The sequence below is a fragment of the Nonomuraea sp. bgisy101 genome (genome assembly GCF_057708945.1).
In genome coordinates this window covers 35,766-57,228 of the sequence record NZ_JBYITD010000025.1, presented here as the reverse complement: position 1 = coordinate 57,228, position 21,463 = coordinate 35,766, and the positions used below count along the sequence as shown (strand labels likewise).

Here is a 21,463-nt window from a genome sequence, read left to right as displayed (position 1 = left end):
AGCCTTCTCCTGTCCCCCATCTCACGCCCCCGCTAGCGGGGGCGCGCCGCCTGCAGCTCGGCGCGTACGGCAGGCGTGAGAACCTGTCCCGCCCGCTCCACCAGCAGCGTCATCTGGTACGCCACCAGACCCATGTCGCAGTCGGCCGCGGCGAGGACCGCAAGACACGACCCGTCGCTGATCGACATGATCATCAACAGGCCGCGCTGCATCTCGATCACCGTCTGGGTGACCATGCCGCCTTCGAAAACCCTGGCCGCACCCTGGGTGAGGCTGATCACACCGGAGGCGACCGCTGCGAGCTGGTCGGCCCTGTCCTTGGGGAAACCCTCAGAGTAGGCAAGTGGCAGACCGTCGGACGACACGACCACGGTGTGCGCGACACCCGGCACGTTGTTCACGAAGTCGGTGATCAGCCAGTTGACGCCGCGGGCGCCCTGACTCAGCTCTCTCATCTGTCCTCCTTGTTCTCGCGGGTGTCGCGAGTGAATTCACGGCCCTGCCGAACTCCCTGCTGGAAGCTGGACAGGCGACTGCGCACCCGGTCGGGCGAGATCGGCGCGGGCGGTTCGGGAGCCGCGCTCTCGGGCGCGATCGCCGTACCGGGAACCAGGTTGGCCTTGGGGACCCTTCGCGGCAGGCCCGAGGAGGTCGTGCCGCCCTGGGCGGGCTGCGCGGCGGCGCGCGCGGCCTGGAAACCGCTGTCGGCGGGCGAGGACCACGACGGCGTCACGCTCTCGCCAGGCCTGCGCTGCGGCAGCCCCTGCGGGCGGCTGTCCTGCGGGCGGCTGTCCTGCGGGGGCGGCTGCTCGTCGGCGAGCCGCGAGGAACGGCCGTTGTACTGGGCGGACGCGCTGTCCGCTGCCTCTCTCGGCTCCTCCTCCAGGCTCTCCTTCGCGGCCTTCAGCTGCTCGGGGTCGGGCCTGCGGAACCAGTCGGAACCGACCGAGGAGAAGATCGGCAGGAACTCCTCGCCGTCCTCGTCCATCGGCGATGAACGGACGACGGGCAGCGGGCCGGTCATGTCGGACTCGGGCAGCCCCATGAACGAGCTGTGGGACTCGTTGCCCAGGGTGCCGAAGGCGCCGGCGGACTCGCGCGAGACGTGGTCGAAGGTGGGGTGGGCCTCCGGCTCTGGCGTGCGGCCGAAGGCGTCCATCGGCCGCGGCTCGGGCTCGGGCAGGCTCCTGGAGAACGGGTCGAAGGCGGGCTCGGACGTGGCGGGCGCGGCAGGCGGCCAGCCGGCGTCGGCGAATCCGCCGTCGCGGAGCCCGCCGTCCTGGAAGCCGTCCTGAAAGCCGTCCTGGAAGCCACTGTCCTGGAAGCCACTGTCCTGGAAGCCACTGTCCTGGAAACCGTCCTGGAACCTACTGTCCTGGAAGGCGCCGTCCTGGAAGGAGCTGTCCCGGAAGCCGCTGTTCAACCCGCCGTCGGCGAGACCGCCGTCACGCGTGCCGCTGTCGGGGAAGCCGCTGTCGGCGAATCCGCTGTCGGGGAAGCCCGTGTCGCGCGTCCCGCCGTCGGCGAAGGCGCCGCCGGAGAACCCGTTGCTCGATGTCCCCGTGTCGGCCGCGCCGAAGGCATGGTCCTCGCCCATCGACGGCCAGGCCGTGTTGCCGGGCGGCGGCAGCGTGCCGGGCCACGGCGTGTGCATCGGCTCGTCGAACCCGCGAACGTCGGGGCTGTCCATGCCGAACTGGGCGACAGGGGCCGCCATGACGGGCGAGTCGAACGGGCTGAAGGAGCCTGGGGTCTGCTGGTAAGGGAAGCCCGCCTGGGTGGGAGCCGACGCGGACACCAGCAGGGTGTCGGGCAGCACGACGAGTGCCGTGACACCGCCCGTCGGCTGCGAGCGCAGCTGCACCTTGATGCCGTGGCGCAGGGCCAGGCGGCCGACCACGAACAGGCCCATGCGGCGCGAGACCGACACGTCGACGACGGGCGGGTTGGCCAGGCGCCAGTTGGCCTGGGCGACCTCGTCAGGGGTCATGCCGATGCCGAGGTCGACGACCGCGATCATCACGCCGCCCTCGGCGCGGTTGCTGGAGACGCTGACCTTGGTCTCGCGCGGGGAGAAGGAGATGGAGTTCTCGATCAGCTCGGCGAGCAGGTGGACGACGTCGGTGACGGCGGGACCGGCCACCAGTGTGCCGGTCGGCACCTGGATGTTGACCCTCTCGTAGCCCTCGACCTCCGACAGCGACGCGCGGGCGATGTCGACGAGCTCGACCGGCTGGGTCCACTTGCGCGCGGCCTCCTGGCCGGCGAGGACCAGCAGGTTCTCGCTGTTGCGGCGCATGCGGGTGGCCAGGTGGTCGAGCCTGAACAGGTCGGACAGCCGCTGCTCGTTCTCCTCGCCGTTCTCCAGACCCTCGATGAGCGAGAGCTGGCGTTCGACGAGCGTCTGGCTGCGGCGGGAGAGGTTGACGAACATGGCGTTGACGTTGGCGCGGAGCTTGGACTCCTCACCGGCCAGCCGTACGGCCTCGCGGTGGACCTCGTCGAAGGCCCGCGCCACTTCACCGATCTCGTCTCGGGTGAGCACCCCGATGGAGGGAACCTCAGGGATGGCCGCGCCGTCGCCGGACTCGCGCAGGATGCGGACCGTGTCGGGCAGCGTGCTGCCGGCCACCTCCAGCGCCTCGGCGCGCAGCTTGCGCAGGGGCCGTACGAGCGAGCCGGCGACCCGGGTGGTGATCAGCAGGACGAGCAGCAGCAGGACGAGGATGACGGCGCCCGAGACGATGGCGTTGCGCTGCTCGGCGTCGGCCAGCATCCTGGTCTGCGCCACGATCGAGGTGGCCAGCTGGTCCTCGACCTTGCGCATGGCGTCGACCGTCTGCTCGGTGCTGTCGTACCAGAGCTTGAGGTCGCGCCGCGAGGTGATGTCGAGGTCGCGGATCTCCTTGTACTCGCGCATCTGGGCCAGCGCGCGCTGGCGCATGGCGTCGCCGCGGTCGATCTCCTGGCCTCTGACCGTCTTGCGGAAGAACGCCAGGTCGTCTGCCTGGGACTCGGCCTCGAAGACGGTGAGCTCGGCCTGCTGGGCGTTCCATGAGCCGAGGAAGTCCGACAGGTCGTCGTAGTCGAGGCGGCGCTCGATCTGCGCGACGACGAGGATGACCTGCTGGCGCGAGACCTCCTCCTTGGCGCGCTCCAGCGCGCCGAGCGCGGTGGCGTCGCCGAGCAGGCCTTCGTTGTTGCCCGCGGCCACCAGCTCGCCCTGCAGGCCCTCCATGACGTCGATCATGGAAGTGAAGGTTCGGATCGCCGCTCGGGCGGGAACGCTGTCGCCGAGGATCGACTCGCGCAGGCCGTCGAGGCCGTCGAGCCAGCGGACCGCCTCGTCGACCTCGTGGCGCACGCGGAGGGGGTGGGCCTCGTCGATCGCCCTGGCGCTCTCGAGCACCTTCTTCTTGCCGGCGTCTACGACGTCACGCTGGTTGCGCAGCTGGGACAGCCGGCCCGCACGACGGTTGTCGGCGATGTACCAGGCGGTGAGCGTGCGTTCCTTGCCCAGCTCGTGGGAGAGCGAGCCGAGCCGCTGCACGAGTTCGGCCACCTGGGTCAGGCGGCGGTATTCGGCTGCGGTTCCGATGGAGTTGGCAAGCTGGATGCCCGCGAGGAGGACGCCCACGACCGTGGGAATCAGGATGAGCAGGATGAGGCGCGATCGCACCCGCCAGTTGCCCAGCTGGAAACGACTGCCCGACCCGGGCTTCTTTCCTGTGTCCTCCCCCGGGGCGGCGTGCCGGGGGTTTTCCGTCCTCACTGAGTGTCGCTACCTCTCGCCATGCGTGCTCGAAAATCTCTGACACGCATGTGGCGCATGGGATTGCAGGAGCGATCGTAATTGGAACACAACCTGACCAGATCAGCGAACGAGACAAAGTTCGCTAAACACCCACAAATCCGGCCTTTTCGCCCATAACGCCACATGCTGTTTAGGCTGGCCGGAACGAGTCCCGCTCCGCCGGAGCCGCGTGCTTGATCATCAGGTGACGGGTCACCGAGTACTCCTGCACCGCCTCCTGGCTCATGTCCTTGCCGAACCCGCTGCCCTTGACGCCGCCGTGCGGAGCCTCACTGGCGATCGGCAGATGATCATTCACCCACGTCACCCCGACATCCAGCCGATGCGAGACGCGCATGGCCCTGGCCACGTCGCGCGACCAGACCGAGGAGGCCAGCCCGTAGCGGGTGTCGTTGGCCAGCCTGACAGCCTCGTCCTCGTCGTCGAAGGGCAGCACCACGAGGACGGGACCGAAAAGTTCGCCCTGCACGACCTCGCTGTCCTGCCGGGGCCCCGCGATGAGGGTGGGCGGGTAGAAGAAGCCGGGCGCGTCGATCGGTGCACCGCCGAAGATCACCTCGCCTCCCGAGTCGGCGGCCGCGCGGGAGACGAAGCCGTGCACCCTGTCGCGGTGCGCGGCCGAGATCAGCGGACCGATGTCCGTCGTGGGGCTCCACGGATCGCCGACCTGGATCTCGGCAAGCGTAGCGCGAATGGCCTCCACCGCGTCCCCGTAGGCCTGGCGGGCGACGTAGACCCTCGTGGCCGCGGTGCAGTCCTGGCCGGTGTTGTACGTGGCGCCCATGGCCACGCCACGCGCGGTCTCCGCCAGGTCGGCGTCCTCGAAGACCAGGGCGGGCGCCTTGCCGCCGAGCTCCAGGTGCACGCGCTTGAGCGTGCGCGCCGCGCCCGTCATGACCGCGCGGCCGGTCTCGGTGGAACCGGTGACGCTCACCATGTCCACGCCGGGGTCGGTCACCAGGGCCTCGCCGACCTCGGCGTCGCCGGTCACGACCTGCACCAGGTTCTCCGGCGCACCCGCCTTGGCGATCAGCTCGGCCAGCCGGATCGTCGTGCGCGGCGTGTGCGGCGCGGGCTTGATGACCACCGCGTTGCCCGCGGCCAGCGCCGGACCGAGCTTCCACACCGCCATGACGAAGGGGAAGTTCCACGGCGCGATCGAGCCCACCACCCCGACCGGGCGGCGCAGCAGCACCGAGGTGTAGCCGGCGCTGAGCACCCCCGCCCCGCTGCCGTCGAGCGAGCGCGCGGCACCGGCGAAGAAGCGCAGGTTGTCGGCGGCGAACGGCAGCTCGCCGTCCCTGAAGACGGCCGCGGGCTTGCCCGTCTCCTCCACCTCGAGCCTGGTCAGCTCCTCCGCGTCGGCCTCCACCAGGTCGGCAAGGCGTAGCAGCACGCGGGCGCGGTGGGCGGGGGTGGCCTGCGACCACTCGTCGAAGGCCTTCCTCGCCCGCCGTACGGCGTGCGCCACCTCCGCGACGGGCGTGTCGGGCACCTCGGCGAACGGCCGGCCGGTGGCCGGGTTGATCAGTTGACGCATCGTGTCTTCCCTCGGAAACGATCGGGTCGGTCGCCTGCCGTGACGGCCGGGGACCGGGCCCGAGGGAACGCGCTGGGGTGCTCCCTCGGGGTCGTGCTGTTCGGACGCGGCCTACTTGCCGAGCTGCTCGATTAGGTCGGCGGCCTTGCGCAGGCCGTCGCGACCGCGGATCTTCTCGCCCTCGGCGGTCAGCCTGGCGCGCAGCTCGGCGTCGCCGAGCAGGCGGTCGAGGGCGCCCTTGAGCTCGTCGTCGCTGAAGGTGTAGGTGGACAGGCGCACGCCGTAGCCGAGCTCGTCCACGCGCTGGGCGTTGTCGTACTGGTCCCAGAACAGCGGCAGCAGGATCATCGGCTTGCCGAAGTGCAGGGCCTCGGTGGTGGTGTTGTTGCCGCCGTGGGTGATGACCAGGTCCACCTGCGGGATGATCTTGGTCTGCGGCAGGAACTCCGCGCCCCACATGTTGTCGGCGAGCTTGATCTCCTCGTGCAGCGGGCCCTTGGAGACGATGAACTGGTGCGGCGTGGTGGCGAGCACGTCGATGACGCGCTGCATGAGCTCCACGTCGGCCGAGCCGAGCGAGCCGAGCGAGAAGTAGACCAGCGCGCCGCCGTTGCGCTCGAAGGGCAGCGCGAAGTCCTCGTCGGTCTCGCGGACCGAGGAGTCGAGGCGGTGCCAGCTCGGGCCCAGCGGGCGGGCGTCGGTGTAGTCGAGCAGCTCGGGGTAGACGTAGAGGTTCAGGTCGCCCTCATGGATGAAGTCGAGGTCGGGCAGCGGCCGGGTGCCCTGCTCGACGCACCACTCGTTGAAGGCGGTCCAGATCTCGCGGTGGGTGCGGTCGTACTCGGCGCGGAAGGCGCCCCACTCGGAGCCGTCGTCGGCGGGCAGACCGGAGAAGACCGGCGCGACCGCCTCGCCGCGGACCTCGAGCGGGTTGCAGGAGACGATCCTGACGAACTTCTTGCCCGCGGTCAGCAGCGCGGGGAAGGTGATGACGTTGTCCTCGACGATGATGTCGGGCCTGACCCGCTCGATGATCGCCTTGAGCTGGGGCTCGCAGTACTTCACGCCGTCGATCAGGGCGTCCCAGATGGGCTTGGTGACGGTCTCGAGCTGTTCCCTCGTGCTCTTGCGGTACTCGGGCGCGGTGTCGCGGATGAAGTCCTTCCAGAACTGGCCCGGGTCCTGCTCCTCGGCCTCCTCGGCGGGGGGCGCCAGGTCGACCAGGTCCTCCTCGAAGCCGAGCGCCTCGAGCTTGCCCTTCCACGACGCCTCGGCGGCGAAGACCACCCGGTGGCCCCTACGGCGCAGGATGTCGCCGATGCCGATGCTGTTGTTCGTGGGCCCGTACGCGCTCTCGGGCATGAACAGAATGGTGAGAGACATGATCAACTCCGGAGGGAACGCTCAGTTGAATTTCGATTCAAATACTTGTCTAGCGGGATGGTCAACTTCAAGGCAGTATGTGCCCGAATGACCTTAATGACGCCACAGGAACGGGGGTGCTGGTGACCGCGCGCAAGAGTCGCTCGGACCGGCGGATCGACCTCATCGAGGCGGCGCGGCGGGCCATCGTCCGCCACGGCATCGACGGGGTGCAGCTGGCCCACGTGGCCGAGGAGGCCGGACTGACCTCGGGCGCGGTGCTCTACCACTACCCCGACCTCAGCGAGCTGCTGGTCGAGGCGCACCACGCCAGCGTGGAGCGCTTCTACGAGCACCGCATGCGGCAGATCTCGGCCGTCAGCGATCCCGCGCGCAAGCTGGTCATCACGATCCGCTCGGGGCTGCCCACCGGGCCGCTCGACCCGGACGTGCGGCTGCTGAACGAGCTGGGCGGGGCCGCCGGCCGCAACAGGATCTACGGCCTGCTGCTGACCACCCTGTACGACCGCCAGGTGTCGATGTACCAGGCCGTCCTGGACACGGGGACGGCACTCGGCGTGTTCGCCCCGACCTCCGACTCCCTGACGATCGCGCGCAACCTGGTGGCCCTCGAGGACGCCTACGGCTATCGCATCACCGCCAGGCACCCCCTCATCGGCCCCGAGGAGGCCGTCGAGCTGATCCTCAGCTACGCCCGAACGGCCACCGGCTGCGACCTGGCTGCCCACTGACTCAGCCTTCCTGGATCAGCACCGCGTCGTGGGCGTCCCAGCCGAGCCTGACCCGGGCGCCCACCTCGACCTTCGCGGCGCCCTGCTGGGCCACGAGGACCGGCTTGGCCCTTCCCTCCACGGCGACCGCGATGTGCGAGATGCCGCCGTAGAAGCTCACGTCCAGCACGGTGCCGAGCAGACCCTTGTCGGCCAGCCGCACGTTCTCCGGGCGTACGGCCAGCAGCGCCTTGACGCCCGCGAGCTCGGCCCCCTCCCCCGGCAGGACTCCGAGGCCGGGCACGTCGAGACCCTCGGGCACCGCCGTACCCTCGAAGATGTTGTTGGCCCCGACGAAATCGGCGACGAACGGTGTGCGCGGCCGCTCGTACAGCTCGACGGGTTCGTCCACCTGGCGCACCTGCCCGGACTCGAAGACCGCGATGCGGTCGGCGAGCGACATCGCCTCCTCCTGGTCGTGGGTGACCACGACGAAGGTGATGCCCACCTCGTGCTGCAGCCGCTTGAGCTCCAGCTGCATGCCCGCGCGGACCTTCTTGTCCAGCGCCGACAGCGGCTCGTCCAACAGCAGCAGCCGAGGACGTTTGACGATCGCCCTGGCCAGGGCCACGCGCTGGCGCTGGCCGCCGGACAGCTGGCCGGGCTTGCGGCCCGCCATCTCGGCCAGGCCGATGGTCTCCAGCACCTCGCCGACCCGCTGCCTGATCTCGGCCTTGCCGAGCTTCTCCTGCTCCAGGCCGTAGGCGATGTTCTTGGCCACGGTCATGTGCGGGAACAGCGCGTAGGACTGGAACATCAGGTTGATCGGCCGCCGGTTGGGCTGCATCGACAGCAGGTCGTCGCCGTCAAGGGTGACCGTGCCCGCGTCGGGCGTCTCGAAGCCGGCCAGGATGCGCAGCAGCGTCGTCTTGCCGCATCCCGAGGGGCCGAGCAGGGCGAAGAACTCGCCCTGCTCGATCTCCAGCGAGACGTCGTCGAGAGCGGTGACGTCCCCGAACCTGCGGGTGACGCCGTCAATCTTGAGCACGAATCTCCCCGATCTTCGTCATGCGCTGGGCGGCGATCACCACGGTGAAGCTCACCAGCAGCAGGATCGACGCGAGCGCGTTGATCTCCGGGGTCACCCCGAACCTGACCATTGAGTAGATGACGATCGGCAGCGTCGGCTCGGTCGGCGCCGCCGTGAAGAACGCGATGACGAACTCGTCGATCGACAGGGTGAAGGCGAGCAGCGCGCCCGCCACGATGCCGGGCGCCAGCTGCGGCAGCGTCACCCTGACGAAGGTGGTGACGGGTCCCGCCCCGAGGTCGCGCGAGGCCTCCTCCAGCGAGGAGTCGGCGTGGGTGAGCCTGGTACGCACGACCGCGGCCACGAAGGCCATTCCGAACAGCGCGTGCGACAGGATCACCGAGTGGAGGCCGAGGCTGAACTTCACCAGGTCGTAGAAGACCAGCAGACCGATGGCCAGCACCAGGTCGGGCAGGATCGCGGGCATCAGCCCGAGCGCGTCGAGCAGCTTGGACCTGGTGTGCCTGGCCAGGCCCACCGCCAGCAGCGTGCCCAGCACGGTGGCGAGCGCGGTCGAGCCCGCCGCCACGATCAGCGTGTTGACCAGGCCCTTCATGATCTTGTCGTCCTCGGCGAGCACGCCGTACCACTTGAAGCTGAAGCCCTCGTAGACGTACGGCGAGCGGCCCGCGTTGAAGGACATCACCACGAGCACCAGGATCGGCGCGTAGAGGAAGACGTAGGTCAGCCAGAACGGCACGTAGAGGAAACGCGGCCTACCCACGGCGGTTCACCCACGACTGGATCACCAGAAGCACGATCAGGACCAGGATCACGGCCAGCGCCAGCGTGGAGCCGAACGGCCAGTCACGCGACTTCAGGAACTCCGTGCGGATCAGCGTGCCGACCGTGGCCGACCGTCCGCCGCCGAGGATCTCGGGGACGACGAAGTTGCCGAAGCTCGGCACGAAGACGAACAGGCAGCCGGTGGCCACCCCCGGCAGCGTCAGCGGGAGCGTCACGCGCCTGAAGGTGGTGAAGGCCGAGGCGCCCAGATTCGCCGAGGCCTCACGCAGCTGCGGGTCGAGCTTCTCGATGGCCGCGTACAGCGGCAGCACCATCAGCGGCAGGTAGGAGTAGAGCAGTCCCGTGACCATCGCGCCCTGGTTGTAGAGCAGCTCGAACTGCGTGCCGAGCGTCGAGTTGATCAGGCCCGGCCCGCTCAGCAGGATCGTCCAGGCGTAGACCCTGATGATGAAGTTCGTCCAGAACGGCAGGACGATCGCGACCAGCGCGATCGTCTTCCACGTCCGCGGCAGCCTGGCGATCAGGTACGCCGTGGGGTAGCCGAGCAGGAGCGCGAACACGGTGGTCAGCGTGGCCAGCTTGACCGACACCAGGACGACGTCGAGGTAAAGGGGGTCGAGCAGCCTGCTGAAGTTCTCCGTCGTGAACTCGTAGACGATCCCGCCGAAGCGGCCGCGTCTGAAGACGGTGTAGCTGAGGATCAGCGCGAGAGGGACCAGGAGCAGCACCGCCAGGTAGACGACGCCGGGGCCCAGGAAGACGAACGCGCCCAGCCGGCGCCCCCACGCAGGGGACACCGGCCGGGCCTTGCCAACTGATTTCACGGCTTACTTGGCTCTCACGGCTTACTTGGCCGCAACCTCGGTCGACAGGCGGGTGTACTTGGTGGACGCCTCACCCAGGTCGATGATCGACTCGCCCTGCAGCAGCTCGGCGGGGGAGGTGCCGAGCAGGGACCCCTCGGCCACCTGGACCTTGTCCATGGCGGCCTTGTTCGGGACCTTGTAGTTGATGTTCTCGGCCGCCCAGCGGTGGATCTCGGGGTCGAGGATGTAGTTGATCAGGGCGTGCGCGGCCTCCTTGTTCTTGGAGGACTTCATGATCACCATGGTGTCCACCCAGAGGTCGCTGCCCTCCTTCGGGACCGCGAACTTGATGTTCTTCTTCTCGTCCGTGGTGGGGCACCAGCCGTCCCACGCCTCGACCATGATCGCCTCGCCGGTCTTCAGCTTCTCGCCGAAGGTGACGTCGTCGTAGCCCAGCAGGTGCGGCTTGGCCGCGACGAGGAGCTCCTTCGCCTTGGCGATCTCCTCGTCCTTGTCGGTGTTGACCGAGTAGCCGAGCGACTTGAGCGCGGGCAGCGCCAGCCAGCGCTCGGTGGTCATCATCGTGACCTTCTTCTCGGCCCAGGCCGGCGGGGTCAGGATGTCCTTCCAGCTGGTCGGCTCGGCCTTGACCAGGTCGCTCCGGTAGCAGATGCCCGTCGTGCCCCAGGTGTAGGGGACGGAGATCTTGTTGCCCTTGTCGTAGGACAGCTGCGTGGCCTCGGGGTAGAGGTTGCTGAGGTTCGGGATCAGCTCGGCGTGGATCGGCTCCAGCAGGCCCGCGGCGGCCAGCGCCTGCGCGTACTGGCCGGAGACGAAGGCGACGTCGATGCCCTCGCCGCCCTGGCTGGTCAGCTTCGTCATCGCGGTCTCATTGGTGTCGTGCTCGACGATCTTCACGTCGGCGACGCCGAGCTTGGCCTTGGCCTTCTCCGGCAGCTCCTTGGGCGTGTACCCGGGCCAGACGGTCACCGTGAGGCTCTGCTTGGAAAGATCCGCCTTCGCGTTCAGCTGCGCGGCGGCGCTCGGTGCCGGGTTGGCGTTGTTGGTCGACGACTCGCCGCCACACGCCGCTACGGCGAGCGTGAGTCCGGCCGCCGCGACGACGGCCGGAAAACGACGGGTGTACCGGATACGGGACACGGCCGCTACTCCTTCTGGATTCAGATGTACGAGGGGTCTCGCGACCAACCGGGCACTGCAGACCAAAGCAGGAGTGTTGCAGCCAACATCAACATGAGCAAGACTTTTCCGGACATTGTCACCAGGAAGTTTGATGAACGTGTTGAATCGCGATTCAATTTGGCGGCGTCTGTTGGCTCTCGGTAAGAATCACGTTACCGATCGGGACGGCGCCGTGACCAGTTCCGCCCTGGCCCGGATCGGTGCGCCGAGGGCCGGTGAAGGACTGACGGCGGCCTTCCTGGCGGCGCTGTCGGAGCCGGTGCCCGAGCCGTTCGCGCTCCGCCGCTACCTGCCCATGCCCGCGCCCTACGGCCCCGCCGAAGGGCCCACGCCCGCCTCGCCGTGGCAGGAGCGCGGCATCGACGTCGACCAGACCAACCACTCGGTCGTGATCGGCGAGCGGATCGTGGTGAAGTGGCTGGCCGAGCCCGCGCCGCTGCCCCACCCGACGCTGGCCGCGTTCGCGCACCTGACGGAGACGGGCTTCGCGCACACGGCCCCGCCCTACGCGGCGCTCACCAGGGTCGCCCCCTCGGGAGCCGAGACGCTGCTCGCCCTGGTGACCGGCTACCTGCCAGAGGCGAGGGACGGGTGGGAGTGGTGCGTGGACGAGGCGGAGGCGGGCCGTACCGGCTTCGCGGCCACGCTCGGCGACCTGGCCGCCGACCTGCACCTGGCCCTCGCGACCTTCCCCGCCACGGAGTCCGCGCTCCCCCCTTCGCGTGAGCGGTCCGCGATGGAGCGGGCGGCCGGGGCGCTGGAGGAGGCGCTCACACTCACCGACGGCGAGGACGGCGCCTGGCTGCGCGCCCACGAGCCCGCGCTGCGGGCCGAGCTCGCGCCCCTCTCCGGCATCGTCACGACCTCACGGATCCGCATCCACGGTGACTTCCACGTGGGCCAGATCCTTCAGTGGCGCGACGGGTACGCGGTGATCGACTTCGACGGCAATCCGACCGTCACCGAGGCCGACCCGTACCAGCCCGCCGCCCGCGACGTCGCCCAGCTCACCACCAGCCTGGAACACGTCGCCCAGGTGGCCGTCAAGCGGCGCGGCACCGCCCCGTCCGCGGCCGCCGCGTGGGCCGCCACCGCGCGAGCCGGCCTCCTGGCCGCCTACCGCGCGCGCCTCGCGGAGGCGGGCAGGCCCGACCTGCTGGACGACCGCCTGCTCGGCCCGTTCGAGATCGAGCAGGAGTGCCGCGAACTGATCTACTCCGCACGCCACCTGCCCCGCTGGCGCTACGCCCCCATGGGCGTCCTGCGCACCCGCTTCACCGAGGAGAACCCGTGAACCCCGAGCTGTTCCACGCCGACCTGGAGGCCAAGCCCTCCGCCCTCGCCGACCTGGCCGCGTGGCTGGAGAAGGAGCCGCTGACCCTGCCCGAGGGGCTCAGACGCGTGGTGTTCCTCGGCATGGGCAGCTCCCGCTACGCGGCAGGCGTCGCCGCGCTCCGCCTGCGCGCCAGGGGATTCGACGCCTACGCCGAGTACGGCTCGGCCGCCGCCACCTTCCCCGCGGGGCCCGAGACGCTCGTCGTGCCGATCTCGGCGACGGGAGGCAGCAGGGAGACCCTCGACGCCCTGGCCCGCTACGCCGGAGGCCCCTCCCCCGTCGTCGCCCTCACCAACGTCGAAGGCTCGAAGATCACAGAGGGGGCCGACCAGGTCATCCCGATGCTGGCAGGCGAGGAGCGGGGCGGCGTGGCCTGCCGTACCTTCCAGCACACGCTGGTGCTGCTGCTGGCGCTGGAGTCGCGGCTCACCGGGGCGGCCCGCGACATCCCCGAGCTGGTACGGCGGGCCGCCGCGGCCACCTCCGACCTGCTGGACCGGAGGGACGACTGGCTCGCCACCGCGCTGGAGCTGCTCGACGGGGCGCACGGGGTCTACGCGATCGCGCCGGCCGAGCGGATGTCGTCGGCCGAGCAGTCCGCGCTGATGGTCCGAGAGGGCCCGCGCAGGCCCGCCGACGCGTGCGAGAGCGGCGACTGGTCGCACGTGGACGTCTACCTCACCAAGACCCTCGACTACCGCGCCCTGCTGTTCCCCGGCTCGCGCTACGACGAGCAGGCCATGGACTGGGTACGGCAGCGCGGCTCCACCGTCCTCACGGTGGGCGGGCACGTGGAGGGCGAGCGCGCCTCGATCAGGTACCGGCACGACGACGATCCCGACGTCGCCCTGCTGACCGAGACACTCGTCGCCGAGCTCGTCGCCGCCCACTGGTGGCGCGCCGCCTGATCCGGGGGCCTGAGCCTGACGGCGCGGCGCCGGTCGCCGGCGCCGCGCTCCCGACGGAACCTCTCCTGGAGATCCAGGAGCGGAGTCGAGCCGTCGCCGCGGGGTCAGTAGGTGGGGCCGTAGGCGGAGCGGACGGTCAGAGCGTGCTCCACCAGCGTGATGAGCGTGGTCTTGACCGCGTCCCGGGAGCGCGCGTCCGTCCGCACGATCGGCACGTGCGGTGCCAGCGTCAGCGCGTCCCTCACCTGGTTCTCCACGTGCGGGAAGTGCCCGTTCCAGCCGTTGAGCCCGATCACGAAGGGCAGCTTGGCCTCTTCGAAGTAGTCGATCGCGGGGAAGGAGTCGGCCAGCCTGCGGGTGTCGACGAGCACGACCGCGCCGATGGCGCCGCGGACCAGGTCGTCCCACATGAACCAGAACCGGTGCTGACCCGGCGTGCCGAACAGGTAAAGGATCAGGTCCCTGTCCAGCGACACCCGGCCGAAGTCCATGGCCACGGTCGTGGTGGTCTTGTCAGGGGTGAGGCTGAGGTCGTCGACGCCCGCCGAGGCGTTGGTCATGACAGCCTCGGTGGTGAGCGGCAGGATCTCCGACACCGCACCCACGAACGTCGTCTTCCCCACACCGAACCCGCCCGCCACGACGATCTTCGTCGAGGTCAGGCCGCTAGAGCCTGCGAAGTCCACTTAGCACCCTTTCCAGCAGGTTCCTGTTCGGCATGCCCGCATCCAGTTGCGGCTGGTAGATCCGCACCAGACCCTCCGCCTCCATGTCCGCGATCAGCACCCTGGCCACGCCCAGTGGCATGGCCAGCAGCGCCGACACCTCGGCGACCGACCTGATCTGCCGGCACAGCTCGCTGATCGCGCGGTATTCACGGGTGTGGTTCATGCCGAGTTGCGCCGAGGTGGCCGAGGAGACCAGCGCCTCCATGGCCAGGTTGGTGCGCGGCGCGGTGCGCCCGCCGGTGAGCGAGTACATCCGCACCAGCGAGCTGCGCTCCTCCTCGGGAGGGCTGGGGGCAGGGTCGTAGCCCGAGGCCGGTTGGCCGTACCCCCTGCCGTAGTCCGGCGGAGGCCCGTAAGAAGGGCCGTCATTCCACGAAGCCACGATCGTCTCCCATCACCAAGGGCGCGCGGATGACAGTTCCGCCCGTACGGCAGGCGTGAGCACCTGGCCGGCCCTTTCCACCAGAACCGTCATCTGGTAGGCGACCAGTCCCATGTCGCATTCCGGCGCGGCCAGCACGGCGAGGCAGGACCCGTCGCTGATGGACATCACCAGCAACAGCCCGCGCTGCATTTCGACGACGGTCTGAGTGACTCCGCCGCCTTCGAAGACCCTCGATGCGCCCTGGACCAGGCTGATCAGCCCGGCGGCCACGGCGGCGAGCTGGTCGGCGCGGTCCTTGGGGAAACCCCTCGAGAACGCCATGGGCAACCCGTCCGAGGAGACGACCACGGCGTGCGCGACGCCGGGCACCTCCTCGACGAAGCCGCTGACCAGCCAGTTGACATCCCTGGCGGCCTGGCTCAGCTCCTTCACCGCTGCTCCCCTTCCTCGCCGGCGTTCCCGAGCTCGGCGCGGCCCTTCCGCACACCCTGCTGGTAGCTGGCCAGCCTGCTCCTGATCCGGTCGGGAGAGACGGGTGGCATCGGCGGCGCGGGGGCCTGGGCCTGCGGGGCGGCGGCGGTGCCGGGCACCAGGTTCGCCCTGGGCTTGCGCTTGGGCAGGCCCGAGGTGGTGATGCCGCCGAGGCTGGGGTCGTTGGCCGCGCGGGCCGCCTGCCAGCCCGCGTCGGCGGGCGACGACCAGGGGTCCTGAGACGCCGCGGCCTGCTGGCCGGCCTGCTGACCGGCCTGCTGGCCGGCCTGCTGACCGGTGTGGCGGTCGGCTCCGGCGGGCGGCGGCTCCGTGGGGTGTTCCGCGGAGGGCCTGCCCTGCGCGGATCCCGTGTCGAGCGAGGGGGCGTCGGTGGCGTCGGCGATGTTCGCCGGGCGCTTGAACCAGCTCGACTCCACCGCCGCGAAGATCGGCAGGTACTCCTCGTCGCCGGTGTCGAGCGAGGAGGTCTCCACCCGGGGCAGCGGCCTGGTCGCGTCGGGGTACTCGTGCCTGCCCGGCACGTCGAAGGAGTCGTGCGGGCGCCGGTCGAGCGTGCCGTACGAGTCGGGGCCCTGAGAGCCGCCCAGGCCGGGCATCTCACGGAAGCCCGGCGGCCGGCCGCCGTCCGAGGGACGTCCTCCTCGCTTGGGAAGCCCGTTGGAGGTGAAGTCGGACAGGTCCGCCGAGGGCGCATCGTTGGTGCCGAACCAGTCGACAGGCGGCGAGTCGAGCACCGGCGCGCCCATGGGCGACGGCCTCAGGTCGTCGAGCGGGGGACTCTCGTACGACATCGGCCCCGCCTGCGGGGGCACCATCGACGGGGGCGGGACCATCGGCTGCTGCGGCTCGGGCGGCATGGTGTGCAGGGGCGGCATGCCGTGCTGGGAGGCGGGGCCGTGCCCGGGCGGCTGGCCGGGGATGGCGGTCAGCAGGGCCTCGGGGATGAGCACCATCGCCGTGAGGCCGCCGATGTCCTGCCTGCGCAGCTGCACGCGGATGTTGTGCCTGAGCGCCAGGCGGCCGACCACGAACAGGCCCATCCGCCGCGACACCGACACGTCCACGACCGGCGGGTTGGCCAGCCGCCAGTTGGCCTGGGCGAGCTCCTCCTGGGTCATCCCGATGCCGTGGTCGGTCACCGCGACCATGACGCCGCCGCCGTCGATGCGGCTGCTCGAGATCGTCACCTTGGTGTCGCTGGAGGAGAAGGACACCGCGTTCTCCACCAGCTCGGCGAGCAGGTGGACGGTGTCGCTGACGGCCTGGCCCGCGATGGCGACCTCGGAGGCCGCCTGCATGACCACCCTGTCGTAGCTCTCGACCTCGCCGAGGGCGGCGCGCACGATGTCCATCAGCTCGACGGGCTGGGTCCACTTGCGTGCGGCGTCCTGGCCGGCGAGGACCAGGAGGTTCTCGCTGTTGCGGCGCATGCGGGTGGCCAGGTGGTCGAGCCTGAACAGGTCGCCGAGGCGGGTGTCGTCCCGCTCGCCGCGCTCGAGGCGCTCGATCAGCGTGAGCTGGCGCTCGACGAGGGTCTGGCTGCGCCGGGAGAGGTTGACGAACATGGCGTTGACGTTGGCGCGCAGCTTGGCCTCGTCGCCCGCCAGCCGTACGGCCTCGCGGTGGACCTCGTCGAAGGCGCGCGCCACCTCACCGACCTCGTCCCGCGAGAACACCCCGATGGGCGCGACCTCCGCGGTGACGCCGCCGTCACGCGACTCGCGCAGCCGCTGGACGAAGCCTGGAAGCCGCTCTCCCGCGATGTCGAGCGCCTCGCTGCGCAGCCTGCGCAGCGGGCGGACGAGCGAGCGCGCCACACCGGTCGTGATGAGGAGCACGGCCAGCAGCAGGGCCGCGACGGCGCCGGCCACCAGGTAGGCGCGCTGCGTCTCGGCCGCGGCCAGTTCGCTGCTGCGCAGCACGATCGCCGCCGCGTGCCGCTCCTCCACCGAGCGCATGGAGTCGACGATGACGGTGGAGGCCTCGAACCACTCGCGCGCGTCGTCGCGCTTGCTGAGGTCGAGCCCCTTGAGAGGGGCTCCCGTGTCGGCTCTGTTGAGGACCAGTTCGAGCAGGAAGCGTGCCCTGTCCGCCTCGCGGCCGTTGACCTTCTCGTCGAACAGCCGGCGTTCGGCGGCGGTGGCCTCGGCGGCGAAGGCCTTGCGCTCGCTGGCCTCGCGGGACCGCTCGCCGAGAAGGGTCTTGAGCTGGTCCTGCTCGAACCTGCCCACCACCAGGACGACGGTGAGCAGGGCCTGCTGCAGGGAGACGCTCTCCTTGGCGCGGGCGAGCGCGTCCAGCGTCACCGACTGGCGCGTCAGATCCTCGTCCTCGCCGTTCTTGCCGAGCTCGTCGTTGAGCGCGAGCAGGTCGGAGATGACGGTGGTGTAGGCGTCGAGAGCGGCGCCGGGCAGGAGGTCGGAGTCGAAAGCCTGGTCGCGCAGCGCGGCGAGGTCTTCCAGGCGGGTCAGTACGGTGGCGACCTCGTCGCCCGTGCGGCCCGTGACGTCGGAGCCGAGAGCGGCGGCGCTCTGCCGTACCTTCTGCGCCTCCGCGTCGACCCTGCCCATCTGGGCGCGGACGTCGGCGAGGCCGCGCTCGGGACGGCCGAGGACGATGTACCAGGCGGTGCGGGCGCGTTCGGCGCCGAGTTCGTGGGTGAGTCCGCCGACGTTCTCGGCGAGCTTGGCCAGTTGGTTGGCGCGGGCGTAGTCGGCGGCCGCGCTGGTGGAGGCGACGACCTGGAAGCCGCCGAGAAGGACGGCCGCGGCGGTCGGGACGAGGATGAGCGCGACTAATCGCGCGCGCACCCGCCAGTTGCGCAGCCGCCATCCGCCGTGATCGGCGGCTTTGGCACTGGTTCTTCTACTCACCGAACGCAACCTCAGTTGGGGGGAGAGCCTCTATGAGACTCCTGGGAAAATCCAGCAAGTGGGGGTTATTCCAGCACATCACTATGAGAACGACCAAACGAACATAACGCGACAAATCTTGTCCAGAGTGACACAACCGCAGATAACCTGGAGCCCCCGATTTCGGTCGGCCTTTAAAGGATCTTGAGTCTTAGAAAATCACCATATATCAGAGTCTGTCCGCTTGTGGGTGGTTGGCCCGTTCCAGCTGTAGATCCACTCCGTAACACCCGAGTCTCTGGATGGTCACGACGTTGTGATTTGCGATATTTAGGCCCTATGTTGAGCCCCGTCGCGCCTACCCTCGACAACTCGGACCGGGCCAACCGCGGGGCCGGCAAGCTTCTGGAGGCAGAAAGTGGCAGCCGGGCAGGACAGTGCGGCCATCGAGGTCAGTGGGCTGTGGAAGGTCTTCGGCCCACGGGCGGACCGCGTGATGAAAGGCCCTGACAAAGATCTCGACCCGGCCCGACTCCGTGAGAAGACCGGCTGCACCATTGCCGTCAGGGACGTCACGTTCGACGTCAGACCCGGCGAGATGTTCGTGGTCATGGGCCTGTCGGGAAGCGGCAAATCCACCCTGGTGCGCTGCCTGACCCGCCTCATCGAGCCGACCGCGGGAAGGATCGCCGTCGGCGGCCGGGACGTGGGCGCCGCCTCACCCGCGGACCTGCGCGAACTGCGCCGCCACCACGTGAGCATGGTGTTCCAGCACTTCGGCCTGCTGCCGCACCGTCGCGTCATCGACAACGTCGCCTACGGGCTGGAGATCCAGGGCTCGCCCCGGCAGCGCAGGCACGAGCGCGCGCGGGAGATCCTCTCCCTGGTCGGCCTCGACGGTCACGCCGACTCCTACCCCGACCAGCTGTCGGGCGGCATGCAGCAGCGCGTCGGGCTGGCCAGGGCGCTGGCCGTCGACCCTCAGGTGATGCTGTTCGACGAGCCCTTCAGCGCGCTCGACCCGCTGATCCGCCGCGACATGCAGGCCGAGGTCATCAGGCTGCACCGCGAGGTGGGCAAGACGATGGTCTTCATCACCCATGACCTGTCGGAGGCGCTCAAGCTGGGTCAGCGCATCGCGATCATGCGGGCCGGGTCGATCGTCCAGCTCGGAACGCCGGAGGAGGTCGTGGGCGCGCCCGCCGACGACTACGTGGCCGACTTCGTGCGCGAGGTGCCGCGCAGCCACGTGCTGTCGCTGCGCTGGATCTGCAGGACGCCGGAGTCCGACGAGCACCTCGACGGGCCCGTCCTGCCCGCCGACACGGTCATCAGGGACGCCATCCCCGCGGTGACGGGCTCTGCCAGGCCCATCAGGGTGATGGACGGCGACGAGCTGGTGGGCGTGGTCGACCGCGTGGACATCCTGTCGGCCATGGCGCACGCGCCTGCCGTACCGGAGGGGAGGATCCGCGTTCCCGAGCCTGCGACGTCGCCCGAGGAGACCGCTCTCCCGCGCGCGGACCAGGGCGAGGACGCCGGGCCCGTCTCGCAGGCGCGCTCGTGAGCGGCGCCGTCGCGGTCGCGGGCGCGACGGGGATCCGCCGCCCGCCCCGCTGGATCGTCCCAGCGGCCGTCGTCGCAGCGCTCGTGGCCGGCTACCTCACGCTGAACGGCACCGCCACGCTCCCGCACGACGACGAGGCGGCAACGTTCCTCGCCGTCAACGACGCGCGCGACTGGGTCGACGCCAACAGGAACGACAACCCGCTGTTCCTCTACTTCATCAACTACGTCCGCATCTACCTGGGCCAGCTCTACACCTTCCTGGAGACCGCGCTGTTCGCGCTGGGCTGGCCAGGGCTCATCGGCGTGATCGGCGGCCTCGGCTGGCTGGCGGGCGGCTGGCGGATCGCGCTGCTCGGCGTGGCGGGCTTCGCCTCCTTCGGCGTGCTCGGCGTCTGGGAGGCCGGTGTCCGCACACTCGCGCTCGTCCTCGCCTCCGTCCTGGTCGCCCTGCTGATCGGGCTGCCGCTCGGCGTCTGGGCCGGCCGGTCGGCACGGCTGCGCAGGATCGTCTCGCCCGTGCTCGACGTCATGCAGATCATGCCGACGTTCGCCTACCTGACGCCGATGGTGCTCTTCTTCGGCATCGGCCCCTCCTCCGCGACCGTCGCCACCCTCATCTACGCGATGCCGGTAGCCATCAAGATCACCGCGCTGGGCATCGAGCAGGTCTCCCGCACCGCGATCGAGGCCTCCGACTCGATCGGCGCGACCCGCTGGCAGACGCTGCGCAAGGTGCAGCTGCCGATGGCCCGCGAGACCGTCGCGCTGGCGATCAACCAGACGATCATGATGGCGCTGTCGATGGTCGTGATCGCCGCCCTGATCTCGGCGCCGGGGCTCGGCTCCGACATCATCCGCGGCCTGTCGCGGGCCAACGTCGGCTTCATGCTGCCTGCCGGCGTCGCGATCGTGGTCATGGCGATCGTGCTCGACAGGGCCACGATGGCGGCCGCCCGCCAGACGGTCACCGGGCCGGTCAGGTACGTGGTCGCGGCCGCCCTCGCCGTGGGCGGCGTGGCGCTGTCCTTCGTCCTGCCCTCCGCCTTTCCCGAGGAGTGGGTGCTGCCCATCGGCGGGCCCGTCAACGACGCGGTGGAGTGGGCCAAGTTCAGCTGGTACGACGTCACCGAGGCGATCAAGAACGTCACCTCCACGGTCCTGCTGAACCCGCTGCAGGACGTGCTGACCTCCACCCCGTGGTGGCTGGTGGCCGCCGCCGTACTGACGCTGGCCTGGTGGTCCAGCGGGCTCAGGCCCGCGCTCGTCGCGCTGACCTGCCTGCTCGCACTGGCGTTGCTCGGGCTGTGGGAGCACAGCATGGCCACGCTCACCACCGTCCTGGTCGCGGCCGCCGCCGCCCTGCTGCTCGGCCTCGTCCTCGGCGTGGCCGCCGCCCGCTCCCGCGCCTACTCGGCCGTGCAGCGCCCGCTGCTGGACGCCGCCCAGACGATGCCGTCCGTGGTCTACCTGCTGCCGGCGCTCGCGCTGTTCGGACCGACCAGGTTCACCGCGATCTTCGCCTCGGTGATCTACGCGGTGCCGCCCGTCGTGCGTCTGGTCGAGGACGGCATCCGAGGCGTCTCCCCCACCTCCGTCGAGGCGGCGCTGTCGGCCGGCTCCACGCGGCGGCAACTGCTGTGGAAGGTGCAGCTGCCGATGGCCCGAGGGGCCATCCTGCTGGCCGCCAACCAGGGCATCGTGATGACGCTCGCCATGGTCGTCGTCGGCGGCATGGTCGGCGCGGGCGGCCTCGGCTACGACGTCGTCACAGGTTTCTCCCAGCACTCCGACTTCGGCATGGGTTTCGTGGCGGGAGTCGCCACGGTGCTGCTGGGAATCATGCTCGACCGCATCACGCAGGGCGCCGACAGGCGCTCTTCCCCCCACATAAGAGGATGAT

17 protein-coding genes are annotated in these 21,463 nt (G+C 70.0%); 5 read left to right on the top strand and 12 right to left on the bottom strand.

Annotated features, from left to right (window positions below; all coding sequences use genetic code 11):
- Nucleotides 1-32: 32 nt before the first annotated feature.
- From AC3EO4_RS37610 to AC3EO4_RS37595, 4 genes are all read right to left on the bottom strand, one after another.
- Nucleotides 33-455, bottom strand: coding sequence for a roadblock/LC7 domain-containing protein (locus tag AC3EO4_RS37610; RefSeq protein WP_354923062.1), 423 nt, complete (start codon nt 453-455; stop codon nt 33-35).
- On the bottom strand, nt 452-3,772 hold the full coding sequence (locus tag AC3EO4_RS37605; RefSeq protein ID WP_431900206.1) for a sensor histidine kinase: 3,321 nt from the start codon (nt 3,770-3,772) through the stop codon (nt 452-454). The genes AC3EO4_RS37610 and AC3EO4_RS37605 overlap by 4 nt, the downstream gene beginning before the upstream one ends.
- Before the next feature lie 172 nt (nt 3,773-3,944).
- Nucleotides 3,945-5,354 (bottom strand): aminobutyraldehyde dehydrogenase, encoded by a 1,410-nt coding sequence (locus tag AC3EO4_RS37600; protein ID WP_431900204.1) that lies wholly within the window; start codon nt 5,352-5,354, stop codon nt 3,945-3,947.
- A gap of 111 nt (nt 5,355-5,465) precedes the next feature.
- On the bottom strand, nt 5,466-6,737 hold the full coding sequence (locus AC3EO4_RS37595; RefSeq protein WP_379575349.1) for a glycosyltransferase: 1,272 nt from the start codon (nt 6,735-6,737) through the stop codon (nt 5,466-5,468).
- A 116-nt stretch (nt 6,738-6,853) separates the two neighbouring features.
- Between AC3EO4_RS37595 and AC3EO4_RS37590 the strand changes: the two genes are divergently transcribed.
- A complete protein-coding gene (locus tag AC3EO4_RS37590; RefSeq protein ID WP_379575348.1) occupies nt 6,854-7,468 on the top strand; it encodes a TetR/AcrR family transcriptional regulator in 615 nt (204 codons plus the stop codon).
- A 1-nt stretch (nt 7,469) separates the two neighbouring features.
- Here AC3EO4_RS37590 and AC3EO4_RS37585 read toward each other — a convergent pair whose 3' ends face one another.
- The 4 genes from AC3EO4_RS37585 to AC3EO4_RS37570 are packed head-to-tail and all read right to left on the bottom strand — an operon-like array spanning nt 7,470 to nt 11,251.
- Nucleotides 7,470-8,495, bottom strand: a complete 1,026-nt coding sequence (locus AC3EO4_RS37585) for an ABC transporter ATP-binding protein (RefSeq protein WP_431900203.1) — start codon at nt 8,493-8,495, stop codon at nt 7,470-7,472.
- Nucleotides 8,482-9,261, bottom strand: coding sequence for an ABC transporter permease (locus tag AC3EO4_RS37580; protein WP_379575346.1), 780 nt, complete (start codon nt 9,259-9,261; stop codon nt 8,482-8,484). The genes AC3EO4_RS37585 and AC3EO4_RS37580 overlap by 14 nt, the downstream gene beginning before the upstream one ends.
- Nucleotides 9,254-10,081 (bottom strand): ABC transporter permease, encoded by an 828-nt coding sequence (locus tag AC3EO4_RS37575; RefSeq protein ID WP_379575345.1) that lies wholly within the window; start codon nt 10,079-10,081, stop codon nt 9,254-9,256. The genes AC3EO4_RS37580 and AC3EO4_RS37575 overlap by 8 nt, the downstream gene beginning before the upstream one ends.
- Before the next feature lie 48 nt (nt 10,082-10,129).
- A complete protein-coding gene (locus AC3EO4_RS37570) occupies nt 10,130-11,251 on the bottom strand; it encodes a polyamine ABC transporter substrate-binding protein (protein WP_379575344.1) in 1,122 nt (373 codons plus the stop codon).
- Nucleotides 11,252-11,465: 214 nt separating this feature from the next.
- Between AC3EO4_RS37570 and AC3EO4_RS37565 the strand changes: the two genes are divergently transcribed.
- Together AC3EO4_RS37565 and AC3EO4_RS37560 are read left to right on the top strand one after the other, a co-directional pair.
- On the top strand, nt 11,466-12,587 hold the full coding sequence (locus tag AC3EO4_RS37565) for a hypothetical protein (protein ID WP_431900201.1): 1,122 nt from the start codon (nt 11,466-11,468) through the stop codon (nt 12,585-12,587).
- Entirely contained in the window at nt 12,584-13,537 is a 954-nt protein-coding gene (locus AC3EO4_RS37560) for an SIS domain-containing protein (protein WP_431900200.1), read from the top strand. Before AC3EO4_RS37565 ends, AC3EO4_RS37560 begins: the two co-directional genes overlap by 4 nt.
- A 104-nt stretch (nt 13,538-13,641) precedes the next feature.
- On the opposite strand, the gene AC3EO4_RS37555 is transcribed toward AC3EO4_RS37560, so the two are convergent.
- From AC3EO4_RS37555 to AC3EO4_RS37540, 4 genes are read right to left on the bottom strand one after another with little or no spacing between them, the layout of a single operon-like run.
- Nucleotides 13,642-14,223: a GTP-binding protein gene (locus AC3EO4_RS37555; protein WP_379575341.1), complete on the bottom strand. Its 582-nt coding sequence runs from the start codon at nt 14,221-14,223 to the stop codon at nt 13,642-13,644.
- A complete protein-coding gene (locus tag AC3EO4_RS37550; protein ID WP_379575340.1) occupies nt 14,204-14,647 on the bottom strand; it encodes a DUF742 domain-containing protein in 444 nt (147 codons plus the stop codon). The genes AC3EO4_RS37555 and AC3EO4_RS37550 overlap by 20 nt, the downstream gene beginning before the upstream one ends.
- 12 nt (nt 14,648-14,659) lie before the next feature.
- Complete coding sequence (locus AC3EO4_RS37545; protein ID WP_379575338.1) at nt 14,660-15,082, bottom strand: roadblock/LC7 domain-containing protein; 423 nt, start codon at nt 15,080-15,082, stop codon at nt 14,660-14,662.
- Nucleotides 15,079-18,015 (bottom strand): sensor histidine kinase, encoded by a 2,937-nt coding sequence (locus AC3EO4_RS37540; RefSeq protein ID WP_431900199.1) that lies wholly within the window; start codon nt 18,013-18,015, stop codon nt 15,079-15,081. Before AC3EO4_RS37540 ends, AC3EO4_RS37545 begins: the two co-directional genes overlap by 4 nt.
- A 475-nt stretch (nt 18,016-18,490) precedes the next feature.
- Between AC3EO4_RS37540 and AC3EO4_RS37535 the strand changes: the two genes are divergently transcribed.
- Together AC3EO4_RS37535 and AC3EO4_RS37530 are read left to right on the top strand one after the other, a co-directional pair.
- Nucleotides 18,491-19,561, top strand: a complete 1,071-nt coding sequence (locus AC3EO4_RS37535; RefSeq protein WP_431900292.1) for a quaternary amine ABC transporter ATP-binding protein — start codon at nt 18,491-18,493, stop codon at nt 19,559-19,561.
- Nucleotides 19,558-21,462, top strand: coding sequence for an ABC transporter permease (locus tag AC3EO4_RS37530; protein ID WP_431900197.1), 1,905 nt, complete (start codon nt 19,558-19,560; stop codon nt 21,460-21,462). Before AC3EO4_RS37535 ends, AC3EO4_RS37530 begins: the two co-directional genes overlap by 4 nt.
- The last annotated feature ends 1 nt before the right edge of the window (nt 21,463 follow it).

Coding starts and splice junctions, on each gene's coding strand:
- AC3EO4_RS37595 (WP_379575349.1), bottom strand. CDS start 6,737: ATGTCTCTCACCATTCTGTTCATGCCCGAGAGCGCGTACGGGCCCACG.
- AC3EO4_RS37535 (WP_431900292.1), top strand. CDS start 18,491: ATGAAAGGCCCTGACAAAGATCTCGACCCGGCCCGACTCCGTGAGAAG.
- AC3EO4_RS37610 (WP_354923062.1), bottom strand. CDS start 455: ATGAGAGAGCTGAGTCAGGGCGCCCGCGGCGTCAACTGGCTGATCACC.
- AC3EO4_RS37600 (WP_431900204.1), bottom strand. CDS start 5,354: ATGCGTCAACTGATCAACCCGGCCACCGGCCGGCCGTTCGCCGAGGTG.